Annotated in this window: 12 protein-coding genes; 8 read left to right on the top strand and 4 right to left on the bottom strand. The window is 47.7% G+C overall.

Annotation, left to right across the window (positions count from 1 at the left end; all coding sequences use genetic code 11):
• The first annotated feature begins 6 nt into the window (after positions 1-6).
• From LQ567_RS15295 to LQ567_RS15285, 3 genes are read left to right on the top strand one after another with little or no spacing between them, the layout of a single operon-like run.
• Positions 7-1,962, top strand: coding sequence for a RagB/SusD family nutrient uptake outer membrane protein (locus LQ567_RS15295; protein ID WP_231005409.1), 1,956 nt, complete (start codon positions 7-9; stop codon positions 1,960-1,962).
• Between the two features lie 37 nt (positions 1,963-1,999).
• Entirely contained in the window at positions 2,000-3,265 is a 1,266-nt protein-coding gene (locus LQ567_RS15290; protein ID WP_231005407.1) for a DUF4959 domain-containing protein, read from the top strand.
• Between the two features lie 22 nt (positions 3,266-3,287).
• On the top strand, positions 3,288-4,952 hold the full coding sequence (locus LQ567_RS15285) for a DUF4998 domain-containing protein (protein WP_231005405.1): 1,665 nt from the start codon (positions 3,288-3,290) through the stop codon (positions 4,950-4,952).
• 393 nt (positions 4,953-5,345) lie between these two features.
• Here LQ567_RS15285 and LQ567_RS15280 read toward each other — a convergent pair whose 3' ends face one another.
• From LQ567_RS15280 to LQ567_RS15270, 3 genes are all read right to left on the bottom strand, one after another.
• The gene (locus tag LQ567_RS15280; RefSeq protein ID WP_231005395.1) at positions 5,346-5,675 is read right to left on the bottom strand and encodes a DUF6686 family protein; all 330 of its coding nucleotides are present in this window, start codon (positions 5,673-5,675) and stop codon (positions 5,346-5,348) included.
• Between the two features lie 135 nt (positions 5,676-5,810).
• Positions 5,811-6,839, bottom strand: coding sequence for a recombinase RecA (gene recA / locus LQ567_RS15275; protein ID WP_317206840.1), 1,029 nt, complete (start codon positions 6,837-6,839; stop codon positions 5,811-5,813).
• A 220-nt stretch (positions 6,840-7,059) separates the two neighbouring features.
• On the bottom strand, positions 7,060-7,788 hold the full coding sequence (locus tag LQ567_RS15270; protein WP_231005394.1) for a hypothetical protein: 729 nt from the start codon (positions 7,786-7,788) through the stop codon (positions 7,060-7,062).
• A 14-nt stretch (positions 7,789-7,802) separates the two neighbouring features.
• On the opposite strand from LQ567_RS15270, the gene LQ567_RS15265 reads away from it, so the two are divergent.
• The 5 genes from LQ567_RS15265 (at position 7,803) to LQ567_RS15245 (ending at position 14,993) form a co-directional block, all read left to right on the top strand.
• Entirely contained in the window at positions 7,803-8,489 is a 687-nt protein-coding gene (locus tag LQ567_RS15265) for a TIGR02117 family protein (protein WP_231005393.1), read from the top strand.
• Between the two features lie 129 nt (positions 8,490-8,618).
• Complete coding sequence (locus LQ567_RS15260) at positions 8,619-8,981, top strand: DUF3127 domain-containing protein (RefSeq protein WP_231005392.1); 363 nt, start codon at positions 8,619-8,621, stop codon at positions 8,979-8,981.
• A 61-nt stretch (positions 8,982-9,042) separates the two neighbouring features.
• Complete coding sequence (locus LQ567_RS15255) at positions 9,043-9,756, top strand: hypothetical protein (RefSeq protein WP_231005391.1); 714 nt, start codon at positions 9,043-9,045, stop codon at positions 9,754-9,756.
• 65 nt (positions 9,757-9,821) lie between these two features.
• Positions 9,822-11,483 carry a phytoene desaturase family protein gene (locus LQ567_RS15250; protein ID WP_231005390.1) on the top strand — a complete coding sequence of 554 codons (1,662 nt, stop codon included), beginning with the start codon at positions 9,822-9,824 and terminating at the stop codon, positions 11,481-11,483.
• 354 nt (positions 11,484-11,837) lie between these two features.
• A complete protein-coding gene (locus LQ567_RS15245) occupies positions 11,838-14,993 on the top strand; it encodes a TonB-dependent receptor (protein WP_231005389.1) in 3,156 nt (1,051 codons plus the stop codon).
• A gap of 257 nt (positions 14,994-15,250) precedes the next feature.
• Here the strand turns inward: LQ567_RS15245 and LQ567_RS15240 are convergent, their stop codons facing one another.
• On the bottom strand, positions 15,251-17,692 hold the full coding sequence (locus LQ567_RS15240; protein WP_231005388.1) for a TonB-dependent receptor: 2,442 nt from the start codon (positions 17,690-17,692) through the stop codon (positions 15,251-15,253).
• Positions 17,693-17,906 lie beyond the last annotated feature (214 nt).

The following is a 17,906-nucleotide window of genomic DNA, read 5'->3' as shown; positions in this document are numbered from 1 at the left end:
AGGAACATGAAAGTTTTAAATACCACCTTATTTGCGCTTTTGCTGCTTACTGTTGTTTCCTGCAAAAAATATCTGGATGTGGTTCCGGATAACACCCTGACGCTGGAAGATGTCTTCGACACCAAAACAGACGCCTGGAATGCATTGGCAAAAGCTTATAATTATATTCCAAGAGATGATAATACTCACCTGACCTTCTGGACACTGGGCGATGAGTGGCTGGGCCGTTTGGACCTCAATAACAACACGGACCAGTTAAGGGCCACGAGGATCATGCGCGGGCTGCAGTCCATGACATCTCCGCAGCTGGGACTCTGGTCCGGTACACAGGGCGGAAAACCGCTGTACCAGGGCATCCGCCAAACGGATGTGTTCCTGGCCAATATCGACCGGGTAAGGGATATGCAGGATGGCGAGAAGAAAGAATGGAAAGCGCAGGTAAAAATGCTGAAAGCCTATTATATGTTCCTGCTGGTGCAGCATTATGGTCCGATTGTAATACCGGATAAAATGGCCACGCCTGAATCCAAACCGGAAGACCTCTTTTTGCCACGCTCCAAGGTGGAAGATTGTTTTCAGTATATATTAAACCTGATCAATGAAGCCGTACCGGATCTGAACGAACGGGCGGATGCCAATAATAAAGGACAGATCGATCAGATCGTAGCCAAAGCGATCAAGGCGCGGATCCTGTTCTTCAGAGCCAGTCCTTTCTTCAACGGCAATCAGGAGTATTTCGGCGATTTTTTTGATCACGACGGTCAGCCGTTCTTCCCTATGGAATACAAGCAGGAAAAATGGAAAGAAGCACTCGATGCCATTAATGAGGCCATTACACTTGCAGAAGGCAACGGGCATCGTTTATACAATTTCACCAGGGATCCGTATAGCTATGACCGCAGTGCCTTTTCCGTGAACAACGATAATATGAAAACACTCTACAATCTGCGGATGGTGATCTGCGATCCCTGGAATGAAGAGGTGGTATGGGGTTATTCCAATATCGATTACTATAACCAGGGCGAACTGGCACACTCAACCAACATCCGCCTGCCCACAGGCTATGAAGGGGTTATCAATACCACGGCGTTTTCCTGGCAGTGGATGGGTGCTTCTTACCAGATGGCAGAACGTTATTATACCAAGAACGGCTTACCCATCGACGATGATGCCACCTTTGATAAAAGCAACATGTATGAAGTGTTAACGACCCCGGGTTTAGGTACTCAGGAGTATGCACCACTTGCCGGTTACATGCAGCCGGGCGCGCAAACCATCCGGCTTTATATGAACCGGGAGCCGCGTTTTTATGCCAACCTGGGTATTACCGGGGGCTACTGGCGGGCACATACACAACTTATAGCTACACAAATGTTTTCTGGTACAGCCGGCGGCTTTACCTCTTCTGTAAGCCAAACCGACTACCTGGCTACGGGTATCGGGGTTCAGAAATTTGTACATCCTGAATCGCAATCAGGGGCCTGGCAGCGGACCATTAAATATCCTTACCCGCTGATCCGCATGGCCGACCTGTACCTGATGAAGGCGGAAGCGATGAACGAATTCAGCGGACCCAGCTCGCAGGTATATGATGAAATCAATAAAGTGCGCCGCCGGGCAGGCGTGCCGGATGTGCAGGCGGTATGGTCTGATCCGAGTCTTTGCCGCAACCCGGGCAAGCACCTTACCAAAGAAGGCCTGCGGGATATCATCTTACAGGAGCGTTCCATTGAACTGGCTTTTGAAGGACAGTATTTCTGGGATATGATCCGCCATAAAAGAGCCGCTTCTGTATTTTCTGCGCCCATTCGCGGATGGACGTATACGGGCACCAATGCAGCCTCTTTCTTTATACTGGAAGACAAACAGGCGCGTCGTTTTACCATTACCGATTGTTTGTGGCCGATTGATCTGAATGAAATGAATACAAACGGTAAACTGATCCAGAACCCCGGATGGTAGCAAGGTTTTAAATGAAGTGTATTTAATGAAAATGATTATGAAAAATCAACTGATTATACCCATATTATTACTCATGCTGGTAGCTGCATGTAAAAAGCAGGACCGTTTTGAAACGGAAAGCGGCGACAGCACGGCACCCGGCAAGGTTACATTAAAAGAATATAAACCCTTGTTTGGCGGAGCCCGGTTCTTTTACACCATTCCCAAGGATGAAGACCTGCTGGGTATTGAGGCGCTTTACACGAACAAAAACGGACAGTCGTTTAAGTTTATGGCATCCTATTTTATTGATTCGCTGGATGTATATGGATTTGGAAGTATTGATGAATACACGGTGCAGCTTTATGCGGTTGACCGTTCTGGTAATAAATCCGATCCGCTGGATGTAAAAGTAACACCGCTGGAACCGGCTTATACAAGGGTGGCTAAAACCATACAGGCAAAGGCCGGCTTTAGCTCATTTTTTCTTGATTGGCAGAACGAGTTAAAGCAGAACGTGAACGTGTTTGTGGAATATGAGTTCCCCCAGGGCGGTGCAACCCGCAAGCTGACCACCGTATTTTCCTCTAATCAGGCTGCAGACCGCCGGTTTGTAAATGATCTGTTCCTTTCATCCAACGAGCAGGTGAAAGTAAGGGTAAAAGTGGGCGATATTTATGGAAATATGACGGACTTCGTGGAGAAAGGAACGTTTTCACTTTATGAGGATATGAAGATCCCCAAACAGACATGGACCATTCCTAACCCCAACGACTCTATTGGCGGGGTACCCATGATGTTTGGAAACGGGCTTGAGGGCAGATCGCTTAAAGTAATTGATGATCTCATTGACAGGGGAGATAACCTAAACTTCCTGCATACCCAGAGCCGGGGTAAAACGGGCAGAAGCGCTGATGGCAATATGCCCTGGAACTTCATCATAGACCTGGGCGGCTACTATGAGATCAGCCGGATCATTACGCATCAGCGGCATTCCGGTGGTTTGGCTAATGTAAGCCGGGGGCAATATTACCGTACAGAGAATGTGGGTATGTACCGGACCTATATCTGGGACGACGATACGAATAAATGGGAGCAGGTAATGCAATATACCATACCTGTACCAGCGGGTCTTACGGAGCTGGAGTTTGTAAAAATGGGTGAGGCCGGCGATATGGCTTATATGTATCCGGATAACCCGAAATATACCAAACGCACCCGCAAATTCCGGTTTGAGGCAGTTAAAGGTTTTTCAGGGAACTATACCCTCGATGATGCCAACTGTTTGTCTGAAATCACTCTTTATGGAAAAAAATCGCAATAGGTAAGCATCCAAATTCAACATTATGAGCAACAAAATATATATATTCCTGTTCTTCTGTGTAGTATTGGTATCGTCCTGTAGCAAGATGTACGATAACCTGGATAAATATGCGGGGGAAACCATATACCCGGGCAGGTTCGATACCATTGTAGGCCGCGTGGGATTTGAGCGGGTGGAGATCGACCTGATGAAGGCCGGAAGAGTGCCCGCCAGCCAGATCAAGCTGGGAAAGGCCATGAAAACGGTGGTGGAGTACGATAACAAGCAGGTTACGATCGATTCGCTGGCCTCATGGCTTAATATCAAGGATCTTAAAGTATCCAAACTGTACCGGTTCAGAATCTACACGATTGATGAGCACGGGAACAAATCGGTACCGCAGCAGATCGGGTTAATTCCTTATACGGAAACCGACCTGGGCAATTTGGTGATGCCATCGCCCCAGGCCCTTACCTCACCCTCTTCGGCGGTGTTAACCTGGCCAACGGGGCTTTCTTCAGCGGTGTTAACTTATTATGGTTTAAAATATTCGTACAAAGATAAAAACGGGGCTACAAAAGAAGGAGAGCGGGCCCAAAGTCCGCGCATCCTGATGACCAACCTGAACGCAGGGGCCATCGCATCCGTGGATATCAATTATAAGATCATTCCTAAAGTAAATGGCACACCTATATTGGATACGGTGTGGGTGGCGCGTAAGGTTCAGACCAGCATCCCAACGGGTAGCACTCCGTTCCAGCCTTCGGAAACTGCAATATTAGCGGTGAACGGAGTTACCACCTTTACACCCGATGCCGTTGCTTCCGTACAAAAATTAACCTTCCCGGTGCACACCGTTAACCTGCAGGATCTCTTTTATTTCCAGGGATTAAAGGAAGTGGATCTTACGGGAGGTACCCTGTTTGAAATGACGAAGAACAGTTATAACCGCAATAGTGTAACCGATGTGATCGGAGGCGGGCCCATTGTTCCGTTTGCCCGCCGTGTAGGCGATATGCCGGCTCAGAGCGCGCAATTCCTGATCGATCTGCTGGAACAGGGAAAACTGACGAAGGTAAAATACCTGGCCAATTCGATGGGTATCGACAACCTGCTGGCGCCTTATGTAGGCAGTGGAGTAGTTGAAATTGTGGCCAAGCCCGATGAGGCACTCATTCCGCTGCAGCCGTTCTTACTGAACGGAGTGATACAGGATGCGAACTGGGAACTGGCCGTGGATGAAACAGGAGGCGCTTACCCCGCAGGAACCGGCTTGCAGAATGTGGTAAAAGCAACGGTGCGGAAAGCCAATGGCACATTGGTGATCCAGCTGCCAAAGGAATACGAGTTCGATGCTACTCAATACAAGTTTTTAAAACTGAAAGTGTATGCACCGCCTAAAGCAGCATTGTCCGGATCCTATGCGCCCTATCAGCGCCTTTGGTTCCGCGTAATGAATTATTTATGGGCCTTTACCACCGAGAGCAGCTACGGACAGCAGTATTGGGAACATGGTAAGGATGCATTTAAAATTCCGGATGCCAACCTGCAAACCTGGACAGACATGACCATAGATCTTTCCCAGTTTGCAGGCAAGCACAACCGCGTTATTGTGATCAATATCGGGGGTGAGCCTTCCGGCGCCACATTCCCGCCGGCACAGGAAATTACGTATTACTTTGCTAACATGAGATTCAGCAAGAATTAAAGGACGCAGGTCTATAACCGATTTTTCTGCCGCAGTGACTTCAACTGCGGCAGTTTTTTTATGGAGAAAGCCGCAGCATAATAGCGTAAGATGTGTACAGGTGGATATTACCGCCGCGCTGCAATACCCCGTCAAGCCGTCCCGATCATTCGGGATTGTTTCAGCGTCTGTGATTATCGCGTTGTTCCTTGAACAGATCCGGAACCAGGCTCTGGATGACATCTGCCAGTGAAGTGCTGTTAGGTATGCGAAGCAATTGTGTTTCGCCCACAACGTTTTGTCGTACTAAACTTGTTTCAGCATTTGTGATTATCGCATTGCTTCTTCTGGAACAGATTCCCTGAATCCTGATTAGCATCGCCGAATTAAGTAGATAAATTGAAAAACCGCCGGTCAGGCCGTTTTGAACAATTCCAGCAGGGATTCTGCTTTAAAGTTTACCTCTGCAGTTTCCAGTAACTGAAAAAGGGCGTCCAGTTCTTTGTGGTTCAGGATCATTCCATAGCCTTCCAGGGGAGTGGGGATGTAGATGGTTTTCCGCTCGGGGCTTGTATCAAACTGGTTGTATTCCCGGTTTTCTTTTACCAGGGTATGAAATACGTGCAGGTCCTGCGCGGTCATTGTTAACAACGTTGTTTGAAAGGCCAGTTGAAAATGCTGGCAATCGTTGCACATGATCAGGTATCCGTCGGATGCATAATAGAGTGTTTTAAAGTTGCACATCGGTTTTTTTCTTCAAAAATATCCGTCCGTGTCTTCCCGGTGTTTCGAAAACAGGAAAAGAAATTACGCGATCCGGAAAAAAGAAACGCCCCGGGGAACCGGGGCGTACTTACTAACCTGTTTATATTCAAAAAATCATCCTTGCATTTCTTTGATCTTTTCCCGGATCTTGGTTTCCACCTCGGCGGCCATTTCCGGATTATCCAGCAGCAATGCTTTTACGGCATCCCGTCCCTGTCCCAGCTTGTCGTTGTTATAGCTATACCAGGAACCGCTCTTCTGTAAAATACCCAGTTCCACACCCATATCGATGATTTCCCCGGTTTTGGAAATGCCCTCTCCAAAAATGATATCAAATTCAGCTGCGCGGAACGGCGGCGCCACCTTATTCTTTACTACTTTAACCTTAACGCGGTTACCGATGGCTGCATCCCCGTCCTTGATCTGGGCAGAACGGCGGATATCCAGCCGCACGGAGGCATAGAATTTTAATGCATTTCCGCCCGTGGTGGTTTCTGGGTTTCCGAACATTACCCCGATCTTTTCCCGCAACTGGTTGATGAAAATACAGATCGTATTGGTTTTTGAAATGGTTGCGGTCAGTTTCCGCAAAGCCTGGCTCATCAAACGGGCATGCAACCCCATTTTGCTGTCGCCCATTTCACCTTCCAGCTCACTTTTGGGGACCAGCGCCGCCACAGAGTCAATCACCACCACATCCAGCGCGCCGGAAAGGATCAGGCGATCGGCAATTTCCAGCGCCTGTTCTCCATAATCCGGCTGGGAGATCAGGAGATTGTCTACATTCACACCCAGTTTTTTAGCGTAGCTGCTGTCAAAAGCATGTTCGGCATCGATGATTGCGCACATACCGCCTTTTTTCTGCGCTTCCGCAATAACATGGGTAGCTATTGTTGTTTTACCGGAAGATTCCGGTCCGTAAATTTCAATGACACGTCCACGGGGCAACCCGCCGATTCCCAGGGCGGTGTCCAGGCCAATGGATCCGGTGGAAACGACTTCCTGGGTTACTTCAGCTTTTTCATTCATTAGCATTACACTGCCCTTTCCATAGTCCTTATCAATCTTGTCCATTGTAAGGCGCAGCGCTTTCAGCTTTTCGCTGTTCATGTCTATCTCTGTTGTTTTATCTGTTTTTGCCATAACCAAAATTACAATTTAGCCCAGTCCGTATAAATGAATTTATCAACAATGCAAAGCTAATAAATTTAGTAATACCGTGCTAATGTTTTTGGACTTATTTTTGACGGCAGCGCCGCAAATATGCCGGAATCGGGTCATGCAGATCTGCATACCCACGATGGAAGCCCATTTTTGTAGATTTTCTATATGACCGGTTGGCAATTCAAAAGTCTCAGGGACATTACACCACCATTTGTGCAATCAGCAGCCCCAGGGTGCCGGCGATCAGTCCTAAATACACCTCTTTGGCCGTATGATCCGACAAAAGCAACCGGGCGGTAGATACCAGTCCGGCAATCAGCAGGGCAATCATAATATAGATGCCCATCCCCTGGCCATATTCAAAACCCAGCAGGCATAAAAAGGAAACAGCTGTGCCAAGGGCAATGCCGTGCATGCTCACTTTGATATAAATGTTCATCAGTAGTCCGATGGAGGAGGCCATAAAGACACCCATTGAAAAAACGACCATCTCGCGGGGCATTCCTTCCAGGTTGCGCCACACATACCAGATCCAGAAATACCAGATATTACAGATGATAAAAGGAATGATCCGGTCTTTCCGCTCCTTAAGCTTGATGGAAGGAATAAATTTAAGTCCCCTCAGCAGCAAAACGGAAATCAACGGGAAGAATGTATAGTTAACAATGGCTTGCAGCAGTACCATTAACCGGCCATCTTCGGTGGTGCCGTAAAATAAAAACGGCTCTATATACAACAAAAAGTAAATAACATATATGGGCACAAACACCGGGTGAAAGATATAGGAAAGGAGGGTGGCGATCACCTTCTGAAACCGGGGTTGTTCGTCTATTTTTTCCCGTAGCTCATTGTCACTATCTAATACCATTCTGGAGTCCATGCTGCAAAGAAAGGAAATCCCGGGGCGAAAACCGTTTCTTTTCAGCATCTTTATCATTCTGTATGAAAATTATTAAAAAGATATTGAAGGGGGTGCTTTGGATAACGGGCCTGTTCCTGGTATTCGTTGGCGGATACCTGCTGGCGGAGCGGATGCTTTCGCGGAGTACCATTGCTGAAAAACCGGATGGATTGCCCCGTGTCGTCACGGCATTTTTGCTGTCGAACGGCGTACACACAGATCTTGTATTGCCGGTTGCTGCGGCCGGTAAGAACTGGAGCCACACGTTTTCCTATCAGCATACCCTGAGCCGGGATACCGCCTACCAGTGGGTGGCTATCGGCTGGGGCGACAAAGGATTTTACCTGAATACGCCGGATTGGGACGACCTGACGGTGGGCACCGCCTTCACAGCCGTTACAGGGCTGGGAGAAACGGCCCTGCATGTGACGTATTATAAATCCATGACCGAAGGCCCAAGGTGCCGTAAATTACTGCTTTCGGAAATCCAATATCATAATCTGGCAAGGTATATAGAAGCATCGCTTGACCGGAACGCCTCGGGTCAGCCGCTTGCGATTGTGACCGATGCGCGCTATAGCCGGGACGACGCTTTTTATGAAGCAAAAGGGGCATACAGCCTGTTTCATACCTGTAACAGCTGGACGAATGACGGACTAAAGGCCGCCGGGGCTAAAGCCTGCAGATGGACCGCATTTGACAAGGGCATTCTTTACCAGTACCGGTAAGGGTGTTTCCGCAGGTATTGACCGAAGCCATTTTTAGCGGCTAAACCACATTATTTCCAATGGCTTTGAGGGAAGCCTGTTATATTTGTAGCATAAATTTTGTTTATTATTTAAAAATAAAGCAGTTTAATGATGCAGTTGACAGGTACGCTGGTTCAGATTTTGCCCTTGCAGAAAGGGACGGGAAAAAATGGAGAATGGAAAAAACAGGATATCATTGTGGAAACACAGGCACAATATCCAAAAAAGGTTTGCATCTCTATTTGGGGAGATAAGATCAATGAAAGCCTGTTGCAGGTAGGAAAATCGCTGACCATTTCATTTGATGTGGAAAGCAGGGAATATAACGGTCGTTGGTATACCGATATTAAGGCCTGGAAACTGGAGCCCGCGGGCGGAGCCGGCAGCAGCGGCGGTAACCAGTATACCGATAACAATCCTTCTGATACGTATTCCGATCTGAACGGAGGAGCAGACGATCTTCCGTTTTAATTGGCATAACCGGGTTCCAGGGTGCCGGATGCGGATCTGAAGATTCAAAAAAGAACAGCATATGATGAACAAACAATGGATATGGTCAGCTGGTTTTAGCTTGGTGCTGGGATGTATGATTGCCGGTTGCAACGGCTGTAAGAATAAAGGTACAAAACCCGGATCCGCGGATGATGATACAAGCGGCGCGGATATTTCGGAGCGGCATGATTCTATGCAGCTGGTTGGAAAGGATACAATTACCGAATTCCGGGTAACAGAGGCCAATAAAGACAGTGTGCTTTCGGCCACTACAAAGGAAATCCTGACCCTGTTTAAGAATAAAGAGTATGCAAAACTGGATTCCTTTATCCATCCGGGTGAGGGCATCCGTTTCTCTCCGTATGCTACCGTGGAACCCGGTTCAGACAAAAAATTTTCGCGGGAAGAGTTCCTCGAACTGATCACCCGCAATAAAAATAAGAAGATCAATTGGGGAACCTATGACGGCAGCGGAAACACCATCCTCCTTTCCCCGGCAGAATATTTTGGGAAATTTGTATATGACGGCAATTTTTTAAATGCCAAACAGGCGGGGGTAAATACAGTATATGGAAAAGGGAATTCCATCAACAACCTGAAAACGGTTTATCCCGGTGCAGAGTTTACGGAAAATTACGTGGACGGAACCCGGAAGAACGGGGGAATGGACTGGAAATCCGTACGCCTGGTGTATAAACTGGAGCACGGCCGGTATTACCTGGTGGCCATCGTGCACGATCAATGGACTATTTAGGGCGTATTGATTAAAAGCATTGGTAGAGAAAGCCACTTTACTGATCAAAACAGTTTAATCTGCTTATGGATAGTGTGCATTCTTTACAGTTCGATGTGGTGATTATCGGCTCCGGGGTCGGTGGCCTCACTGCTGCCGCAATGCTTAGCAAATCGGGGTTAAAAGTGGCGGTATTGGAGAAAGAACCCCGTATTGGAGGCTATCTTGCGGGCTTTCAGCGCAAAGGATTCCGTTTTGATACGGCCATTCACTGGCTCAACCAATGTTCTGCCACGGGCAGCGTTTCCAAAATATTTGATTTTATCGGGAGGGACCACCCTTCCTTCAAATGCCTGGAAAAAATCCAGCGTTATAAAAGCGAGTCCATCGATTTTTTACTGACCAACAACCCCGATGAATTAAAGAAACTGCTGATTCAAACCTATCCCGAGGATCAACAGGGGATCAACCGTTTTTTTCAAAAGGCAAAAAAGATCGGCGCCTCATTCGATAATTTCAAATCCGTAATGTTGTCAACGGAAACCATGGGCCCATGGTTGCGGATTAAAAATATATGGAGCCAGCTCCGGTTTGCCCTGCCCTTTATCCCGTTTATTCCTTACAGCGGCACAAGAATGAAAAAAGGACTGAGAAAGTTCTTCTCCAATGAAAAAATCCATGATATTTTTTCTTCAGAAACGGATCTGTTATCCTGCCTTGTTCCCATTGGCTGGGCCTACTATAACGACTATCAAACACCGCCGTGCGGAGGCGGACAGGTGGTTCCTGACTGGCTGGCATACGTGGTAAAACAATATGAGAATAAATTGTTTTTAAATACCACTGTAAATAAAATAGTTATTGAAAACGGGGCTGTCAAAGGTGTGGAAGCCGTACATAAGGGAAAGGCGCTGGTGTTTGAGGCCGATTATGTGATTGCAGCCTGCGATCTTGAAACCGTTTACTGCAAATTGCTCCCGGAGGGAGTGATTCCTAAAAAAATAATAGACCGGTTAAATGCCGCAGAAATTTATGCATCCTCATTTACGCTAAGCATCGCGCTGAATTGCAGCGCCGCCTCCCTGGGTTTTGGGGAGGAAATGATCCATTTGTTCAGGGATGGTTTAGACAAAGAGTTACACAACAGCGGGGATCCCGAGTTTTCTGCACTCAGCATCCTGGCCCCGTCGCATAAAGACGATTCGTTAGCCCCGGAGGGGAAAGGTACGCTGGTGGTATTTATGCCCGCATACATGCATCAGTATAATCAATGGGATACCTGCCATAACATGGAGCGCGGCGAAGCCTATACGGCACTTAAAAACGGAATTGCTGAAAAGCTGATCAGGCGCCTGGCGCTGACTTATCCCGGCATTGAAGCGCATATCCTTTTTTATGAGGCGGCCACCCCCGTTACCCACTGGCGCTATACCGGCAATAAAAATGGTACTATGATGGGTACCCGGCCCAATAAAAAGAATATGCAGTCTAAAGTAGCCCGCTATAAAACACCGGTAAAAAACCTGCTGATCGGCGGCCATTGGGCAGAACTGGGTGGAGGCGTTCCCATTGCCGTAAAAGCAGGCACCAATGCAGCACTGATCGTTCTTAAGGAACGCCTGCCCGCAACGTTCCGGAAACTGGTCGACTATCTCAATGCAAAAATTACACTTGAGGAAGCAAACCGGGCCCCTGAATTTAAACCCTATGCAGAAAACTGGAGCCTGCGGTTAAAACGGGCGCCCTGAAAGCCTGCCCTGTACTTCCGCTAAATTTATAGGTTTCAGGTTAGATCCGTTTGGTCCTTGGTGTGGGGTCTCAATTCCAAATTTTAAAATCAGGATTGGTTTCCGGTTCAGCGGAGGATTGGAGCTCTTTTCCAGGGAATCTGATCACCAGAACCTGCCTGTTTCCACATTAGTAACCAACCAGGTTAAACGTTTCAGTACTGAGTTTGGCGCTATTCTTGCGTGTGGAACCGGGTGCGCCGGACCTCCGTGAATGATTGCATTTGTCAACGCCCTCGTGTTTATTTACAGATCCTTAATATTAAAGAGAACTGCCGGTAATACAGGTGCCCTTCTTTTGCAAAAACTTTCAATATGTATAAACCGATCCGGGCAGTTGTACTGCTACTAACCTTTATGTGGCTTTATGCCACCACATTGACCGCCCAAACCACCCAGGCTTCTGTCTCCGGCCTGGTAACCGATTCGGACAACAAACCGGTAGCAGGCGCAACCGTGCTTGTTTATAACCAGTCAACCGGATTTAAACAAACAACACTAACCAATAGCAAAGGTAATTATATTTTTAACGAAATGCCGCTGGGTGGCCCATACTACGTGCAGATCACTTCTACGGGGTTCACCGAACAGAAAAAAGAGAACCTGTTCCTGAACCAGGGTGATGCTCTGCGGGTAAACATGCAGATGGAAACCAATGTGCAAAACCTGGAAAATGTTACGGTTTCCTCCGGGCTTAAGGCAAAAGTGGAAAATATTGGGGCCGCCACAGCCATCGGTTCAAGGCTGATGACCCAGCTGCCGGTGAACGGCCGGAATTTTGCAAACCTTACAGAGCTTTCGCCGCTTGCGGGCCGCAACGGTAGTATCTCCGGGCAGTTGAACACCTCTACCAACTATACCATTGATGGAATGAACGCAAAAAACCCCACTTCCGCCGGGCCTACTACCAGCCGCAGCGGAGCGCCTTACTCCATTTCTATTGAGGCCGTAAGGGAATTTAAAGTAGTGACCAACCAGTATGATGTTACCTACGGACGAAGCGGTGGCGGAACGGTAAGTGCCGTAACAAAATCCGGTACCAATGATTTTCATGGATCCGTTTTTGGATTTGGCCGGGCCAATGAACTGTCATCGCGTTATGATATTGTAGGCAACAAGCGTAATAACAATTATGCTACCTATCAATATGGGTTTTCACTGGGCGGCCCCATCATAAAAAACAAGCTGCACTTTTTTGTAGCCTGGGATCACCAGCTGGATCAGCGTTCCCTGGTGATTGCCGATATCCAGACGCCGCAGGATGAACTACGGTTAAAAATAAAAAAGGATACACTGGACAAGCTCATCGATTTTGCCCGGCAGCATTTTGGATTATCGAATCACGCCCAATATGGGTCGTTCCCCAAAACACGTAACTCCGATGCGGCATTTGCTCGGATCGACTGGCAGATCAATGATAAAAACCTGTTAACCATCCGTAATAACTTTACCAGCGATCAAAATAAACTCGGCCTTATCGATAACACGGCGATCAACCTGTATGAATCTGCCGGAAATGACTACAACCGCGACAACAGCCTGCTGGCCACTTTAAGAACCTCGGTCAACTCCCGTATGACCAATGAACTGAAGCTGCAGTACCTGCATACCTATCAAAGCAGTGAACCGGGCGATGAACTGCCCAGCACCAATATTCCCCGCGCCATTATCCGGAACATTCCTTCGGTAATTGACGGAAAAGAGTATAAGACCAATGTACAGTTTGGCGGGCATCGCTTTGCCCAGGAGGGTTTTAAAAATAACGTGATCCAGCTGGTAGATAATTTTTACTGGAACACCGACAAGATCAAATATGTATTTGGGTTTGACCTGATGGGCACATTTGCAAAGTCGATCTACGGCAGCGAGGTGAACGGAAGATTTGAGTACAACAGCCTGACCGATTTTTTCAACAACAAACCCAGTCTTTTCTACCGCGAAGCGCCTATTAGTCCTAACCAGGAAGTATCATCATCCATCTGGAATATCGGCGCTTACGGCCAGTTGCAGACAAGGCTGGCTAAGGGACTTGATTTTACGGGTGGACTCCGGATCGATTATGCCAAATACCCTTCCGCTCCGTTTAACAAACTGGTATTTGATGAACTGAAATTGCGTACCGATAACAAGGTAAACTCACTGATCGTACAACCCCGCCTGCAGTTCAGCTGGGATATTAATGAAGCACATACCGATTATATCCGGCTTGGCGCCGGCATCTTCGCATCGGATATGAACAACTATATGGTGATTAATAACCTGGTATTTGACGGCACGCACCTGGCTACCGTGGATGTAAGAGGGGCCGATATTCCGGTTCCTGATTTTAACGGGTACCGCAACAACCCTTCCACGGCGCCTACATTACCGCAGTTTCAGGTACCCACCATCAATATGAACGGAAAGGATGTAAAAGTGCCTACGGTGTATAAGGCCAACCTCTCTTACTCCCGATACATTACCAGTCGCCTTAGAGCCGGCATCACCGGGTTTATGACGCTGGGCCGGCACAACTACTTCTACCTCGATCGCAATATGGTAACAACACCTTACTTTACCATTCCCAACGAAGATAACCGGGGTGTATTTGTACCACTGGCATCCATGCCCGCCAGCGGTAATGCCGACTGGAAGCAGGGCCGTATCAGCAACAAGCTGGGACGTGTACTGGAGCTGAACAGCATTGGCAAGGTGAACCAGTTTGCAGTGGTGGTTGATGCTACCTGGCAATATTTCAGGGATGGGGAGATCTCTGCCAGCTATACCTGGAATGATAATAAAGATAATGCCACCTATAATGGAAATGTGGCTAACACAGCCACACTGGTATTACCGGTGAAGGATGATCCCCGGGACCTGAGCCATATGTCCTATTCCGATAACCAGTTCCGGCATAAAGTGGTCGTTTACGGTACTTCTCCAACCTTTGCCGGTTTTACCGTTGGTGTACGGTATACCGGTATGGGTGGCACCCGCTATACACTGCGTTCCGGTGTAAACAGTAATGGGGATTTTGTAACCAGCGACAATGACCTCGCGTATATCTTTGATATCAATGATCCGGCCGTTGCCGAAAACATCCGCAAGGGGCTTCAGGCAGTGCTGGACAATCCCAATGCCAGTGAGAGCATTAAAGATTATATCCGTAAATACAATGGTCAAATGGCAGCACGAAATGGCGGTATTAACGGGTTCTTTGGGATACTGGATCTGCACGTGGGAAAGAAATTCAAAATTGCAGGCACTCATGCCCTGGAACTTTCAGGAGATCTGTTCAACGTAGTGAACTTCTTTAATAAATACAAGGGGTCCAGCAAAACGCTGGGCAGCCAGGCCATTTATTCACCGCAATCGGGAACAGCCTTTGATGCCGCTACCCGGCAATTCTTGTACAACGTAAATACCGCCGGTGTGGTTACGCCTTCGGGCGATCCTTACCAGTTCCAGATCGGGTTGCGGTATAGCTTCTGATAAACTGCAGCTTTTATTGCGCACATGCTACACGGATTAGCACAGAAACATTAAAATCTGCGCTAATCCGTGTAATTCGTAGGCTTATCTATGCGACGAGGTATAGCGCAAGGTGATATTTGCTCGCGGATTTCTCAGGCTGTACACAAAAGGTCTCAACGTAATACTTAATAATATATCCGTGCAAATCTCTGTCATCCGTGAGAACAAACCCTTTGGGTATTCTTTGTGGCTTCGTGTCTTTGCGGCAAAACAGTTTACAGCTTATACGTCAGGCTAACGGCTACATTTCTGGGTTTCTGTGGGTTTACGGTACTCCAGCCGCCGCCGTAATATTCCTTATTGGTAAAATTGTTCACATTAAAGCCTACCCGGAACTGGTCGGCATCATAGAAAACAGATCCATTCAGCACGGTATAGGCGGGTAACGAAAAAACACCCACGGCAGTGTTGTTAAGAATGCGGTTTTCGCCGGCATAATTGCCGCCCAGTCCAAAGCCCAGCCCTTTAGCTGTTCCGGAACTGATTTTGTAAACCGCCCATAAATTAACCAGGTTGGCCGGGCCTGCCCAAAAGGGGCGGCGGCCTTCTTCCAGCCATACATCACCTTCGCGGCCCTTTAATATCTTGCTGTCGTTATAGCTGTACCCGGCGGTAACAGAAAAGCCTGTAAAGGGAGCCGCGCTGATATCCAGTTCCAGGCCACGGCTGCGAGTGCTTCCCCCCTGGATGGAATTAAAGGTGTTTACAGGATCCGGTAATACCTGGTCGTCTACACGGATATCATAATAGCTGATCGTAGAAGTGAATTTATCACCGCCAAAATTCGTTTTGATACCAAATTCTACCTGGTTGGCATGCTCCGGTTTAAAAACCCGTACTTCGCCGGGAACCGGCTTGCCCTCCGCATCATTTACCTGGGATGAAGCAATATTCCGGAAGCCGTTCATATAGTTACCAAAAAGAGCGATCTTATCCGGCAGCGGCTGATATACCAAACCAAACTTTGGAGAAAGGGCCCATTGGTGATAGTCATCGCTTTTATCGGCCGGGTTGCCTTTGGAATCAAAATAATCGGCGCGCAGGCTCACCATTGCCATCAGGTTGCGGGTGATATTTAAGATATTTGAAAAATAGCTGCTGTAGGCATTATCCTTTGAGCGAAAGGAGGTGGCGCCCGTACCCGCCAGCATCTGGTCTACCGATTGTTGGGTCAGGTACACTTCGGGTAATGGTATTTCCTCCCCGGTTTCGGGATCAATATCTGTATAGTTAACAGCTCCCTGGGCTGTTACATTATGGATCTTTCCCCAGCCGGTTCCCGAGGCAGATTGCTCTCTCCCAAAATAATCAAGCCCGATCACGATACGGTTCCGCATAGAGCCGATATAAAAATCCCCGGTAAAATTCTGCTGGATATCGGTAGTGGTGGTGCGCGCATTTTCCTTTGTGGCAAAAACTCCGAAATCCTTTCTGCCATTCTCATTATCATATACGTAACTGTAATATCCTTTGGACTCGGACTGTCCGCGGGACAATACCGTTTGGGAGCTCCAGTTATGCGACAACTTATAGATCATTTGCCCCTGGAGATTGAAGCGCGGGTTTTTCATGGGGAGATCGTTGCTGGTAAATGACAATTTATTGTTGAAGTTAAGTTCGTTGAGATCTTTGAACTGTAAGGGTGCATCCCTGCCCAGGAACAACATCATGGGATTGGTTTTTTCCTCCTGCATAAATTCTGTAACCAGCAAAAAAGACAGTTTTTCATTGAACCGGTAGGCCAGGGTTGGTGCAAAGAAGAACGATTTCCGGAATCCCTGGTCCTGAAAGCTGTTTTCCTGCTGGTAGGCGGTATTGATCCGGACGGCGGTTCCTTTTTCTTTTGTAAACGGAAGATTCACATCCGCCGTCAGGCGGTTCAATCCAAAGCTGCCGCCGATATAATTAAATGTGGCGCCAAAGGTATCATAAGGTTTTTTGGTAACATTGTTCACCAGTCCGCCATAACCGATCACGGGACTTCCGAACAGGGTGCCCGAAGGACCTTTGAGGACTTCAATTTTCTCCAGGTTGGCCGGGTCAAGGTTCCCGTTGGTAAGCCCCGGAAGGCCATTTACCATGGTTACCTGCGATTCAAATCCCCGCAATGTGAAATAAGATCCGCCATCACCACCTCTTCCGGTTGACTCCCAGAGCCGGAAAATACCCGGAACATTCTTCAGTGCATCATCATAGGAAGTAATGGCCTGCTGGTTGAGCAGTTCAGCAGAAACGGTGTTATATACCTGTGGGTTCTCCATATTTTTCAGCGGCATTTTTGCAGCATATTCGCTGGCCTGTTTATCACGGCGTGAAGAAATAACCACGGTTTGCAATTCCTTTTCGTTTTCAGTGAGTACGAAATTAACCACCGCATTTTCACCGGCAATAATGGTAACCGGCTGCTCCTGGCTGGCCAGGCCTGTAAAGGATACCAGTACTTTATAAGTTCCCGGTGCTATGTTCCGGATCTCATACTGCCCCCGGGTGTTTGCCACCGCACCCGATCCGTTATTTAAGGATACGGATACATCTGCAGCGGGTTTGCCATCAGAGGTGGTGATTTTTCCTTTAACGGTTCCTGTGGTTTGGGCAATAGCCGGGGCGATAAAAAAAAGGGACAATAAAAAAAGCAATGCGTAGCAATACCGGTTCATTTGGGGAGTTTTTTGTTTCAGCCCGCAAAGGTATCCTGCTTCAGAAGTGCTGGTTTACGCGATCAGAAAATTGATTTACGAAATAGGGAAAAGATCCGGAACCGCCCATAGCGGCTTTTAGTTGGCTGTTTAGGGCCCTGGCAATAAAAGGTACCGATATTGTAATCAAATAGTACAAACTATTTGATTACAGATTTACAATCAGCAACATGTC

Origin of the sequence: Niabella pedocola (genome assembly GCF_021044425.1) — a bacterium.
In the GTDB taxonomy this organism is placed as follows: Bacteria; Bacteroidota; Bacteroidia; order Chitinophagales; family Chitinophagaceae; genus Niabella; species Niabella pedocola.
The sequence above is the reverse complement of the archived record's forward strand: the minus strand, read 5'-3'. Positions and strand labels throughout refer to the sequence as shown.

What these genes read in the sequence shown, in the direction of transcription:
- LQ567_RS15280 (WP_231005395.1), bottom strand. Translation starts at nt 5,675, where the DNA reads ATGTGCAACTTTAAAACACTCTATTATGCATCCGACGGATACCTGATC.
- LQ567_RS15285 (WP_231005405.1), top strand. Translation starts at nt 3,288, where the DNA reads ATGAGCAACAAAATATATATATTCCTGTTCTTCTGTGTAGTATTGGTA.
- LQ567_RS15245 (WP_231005389.1), top strand. Translation starts at nt 11,838, where the DNA reads ATGTATAAACCGATCCGGGCAGTTGTACTGCTACTAACCTTTATGTGG.
- LQ567_RS15250 (WP_231005390.1), top strand. Translation starts at nt 9,822, where the DNA reads ATGGATAGTGTGCATTCTTTACAGTTCGATGTGGTGATTATCGGCTCC.
- LQ567_RS15255 (WP_231005391.1), top strand. Translation starts at nt 9,043, where the DNA reads ATGATGAACAAACAATGGATATGGTCAGCTGGTTTTAGCTTGGTGCTG.
- recA (WP_317206840.1), bottom strand. Translation starts at nt 6,839, where the DNA reads ATGGCAAAAACAGATAAAACAACAGAGATAGACATGAACAGCGAAAAG.
- LQ567_RS15270 (WP_231005394.1), bottom strand. Translation starts at nt 7,788, where the DNA reads ATGCTGAAAAGAAACGGTTTTCGCCCCGGGATTTCCTTTCTTTGCAGC.
- LQ567_RS15265 (WP_231005393.1), top strand. Translation starts at nt 7,803, where the DNA reads ATGAAAATTATTAAAAAGATATTGAAGGGGGTGCTTTGGATAACGGGC.
- LQ567_RS15240 (WP_231005388.1), bottom strand. Translation starts at nt 17,692, where the DNA reads ATGAACCGGTATTGCTACGCATTGCTTTTTTTATTGTCCCTTTTTTTT.
- LQ567_RS15260 (WP_231005392.1), top strand. Translation starts at nt 8,619, where the DNA reads ATGATGCAGTTGACAGGTACGCTGGTTCAGATTTTGCCCTTGCAGAAA.
- LQ567_RS15295 (WP_231005409.1), top strand. Translation starts at nt 7, where the DNA reads ATGAAAGTTTTAAATACCACCTTATTTGCGCTTTTGCTGCTTACTGTT.
- LQ567_RS15290 (WP_231005407.1), top strand. Translation starts at nt 2,000, where the DNA reads ATGAAAAATCAACTGATTATACCCATATTATTACTCATGCTGGTAGCT.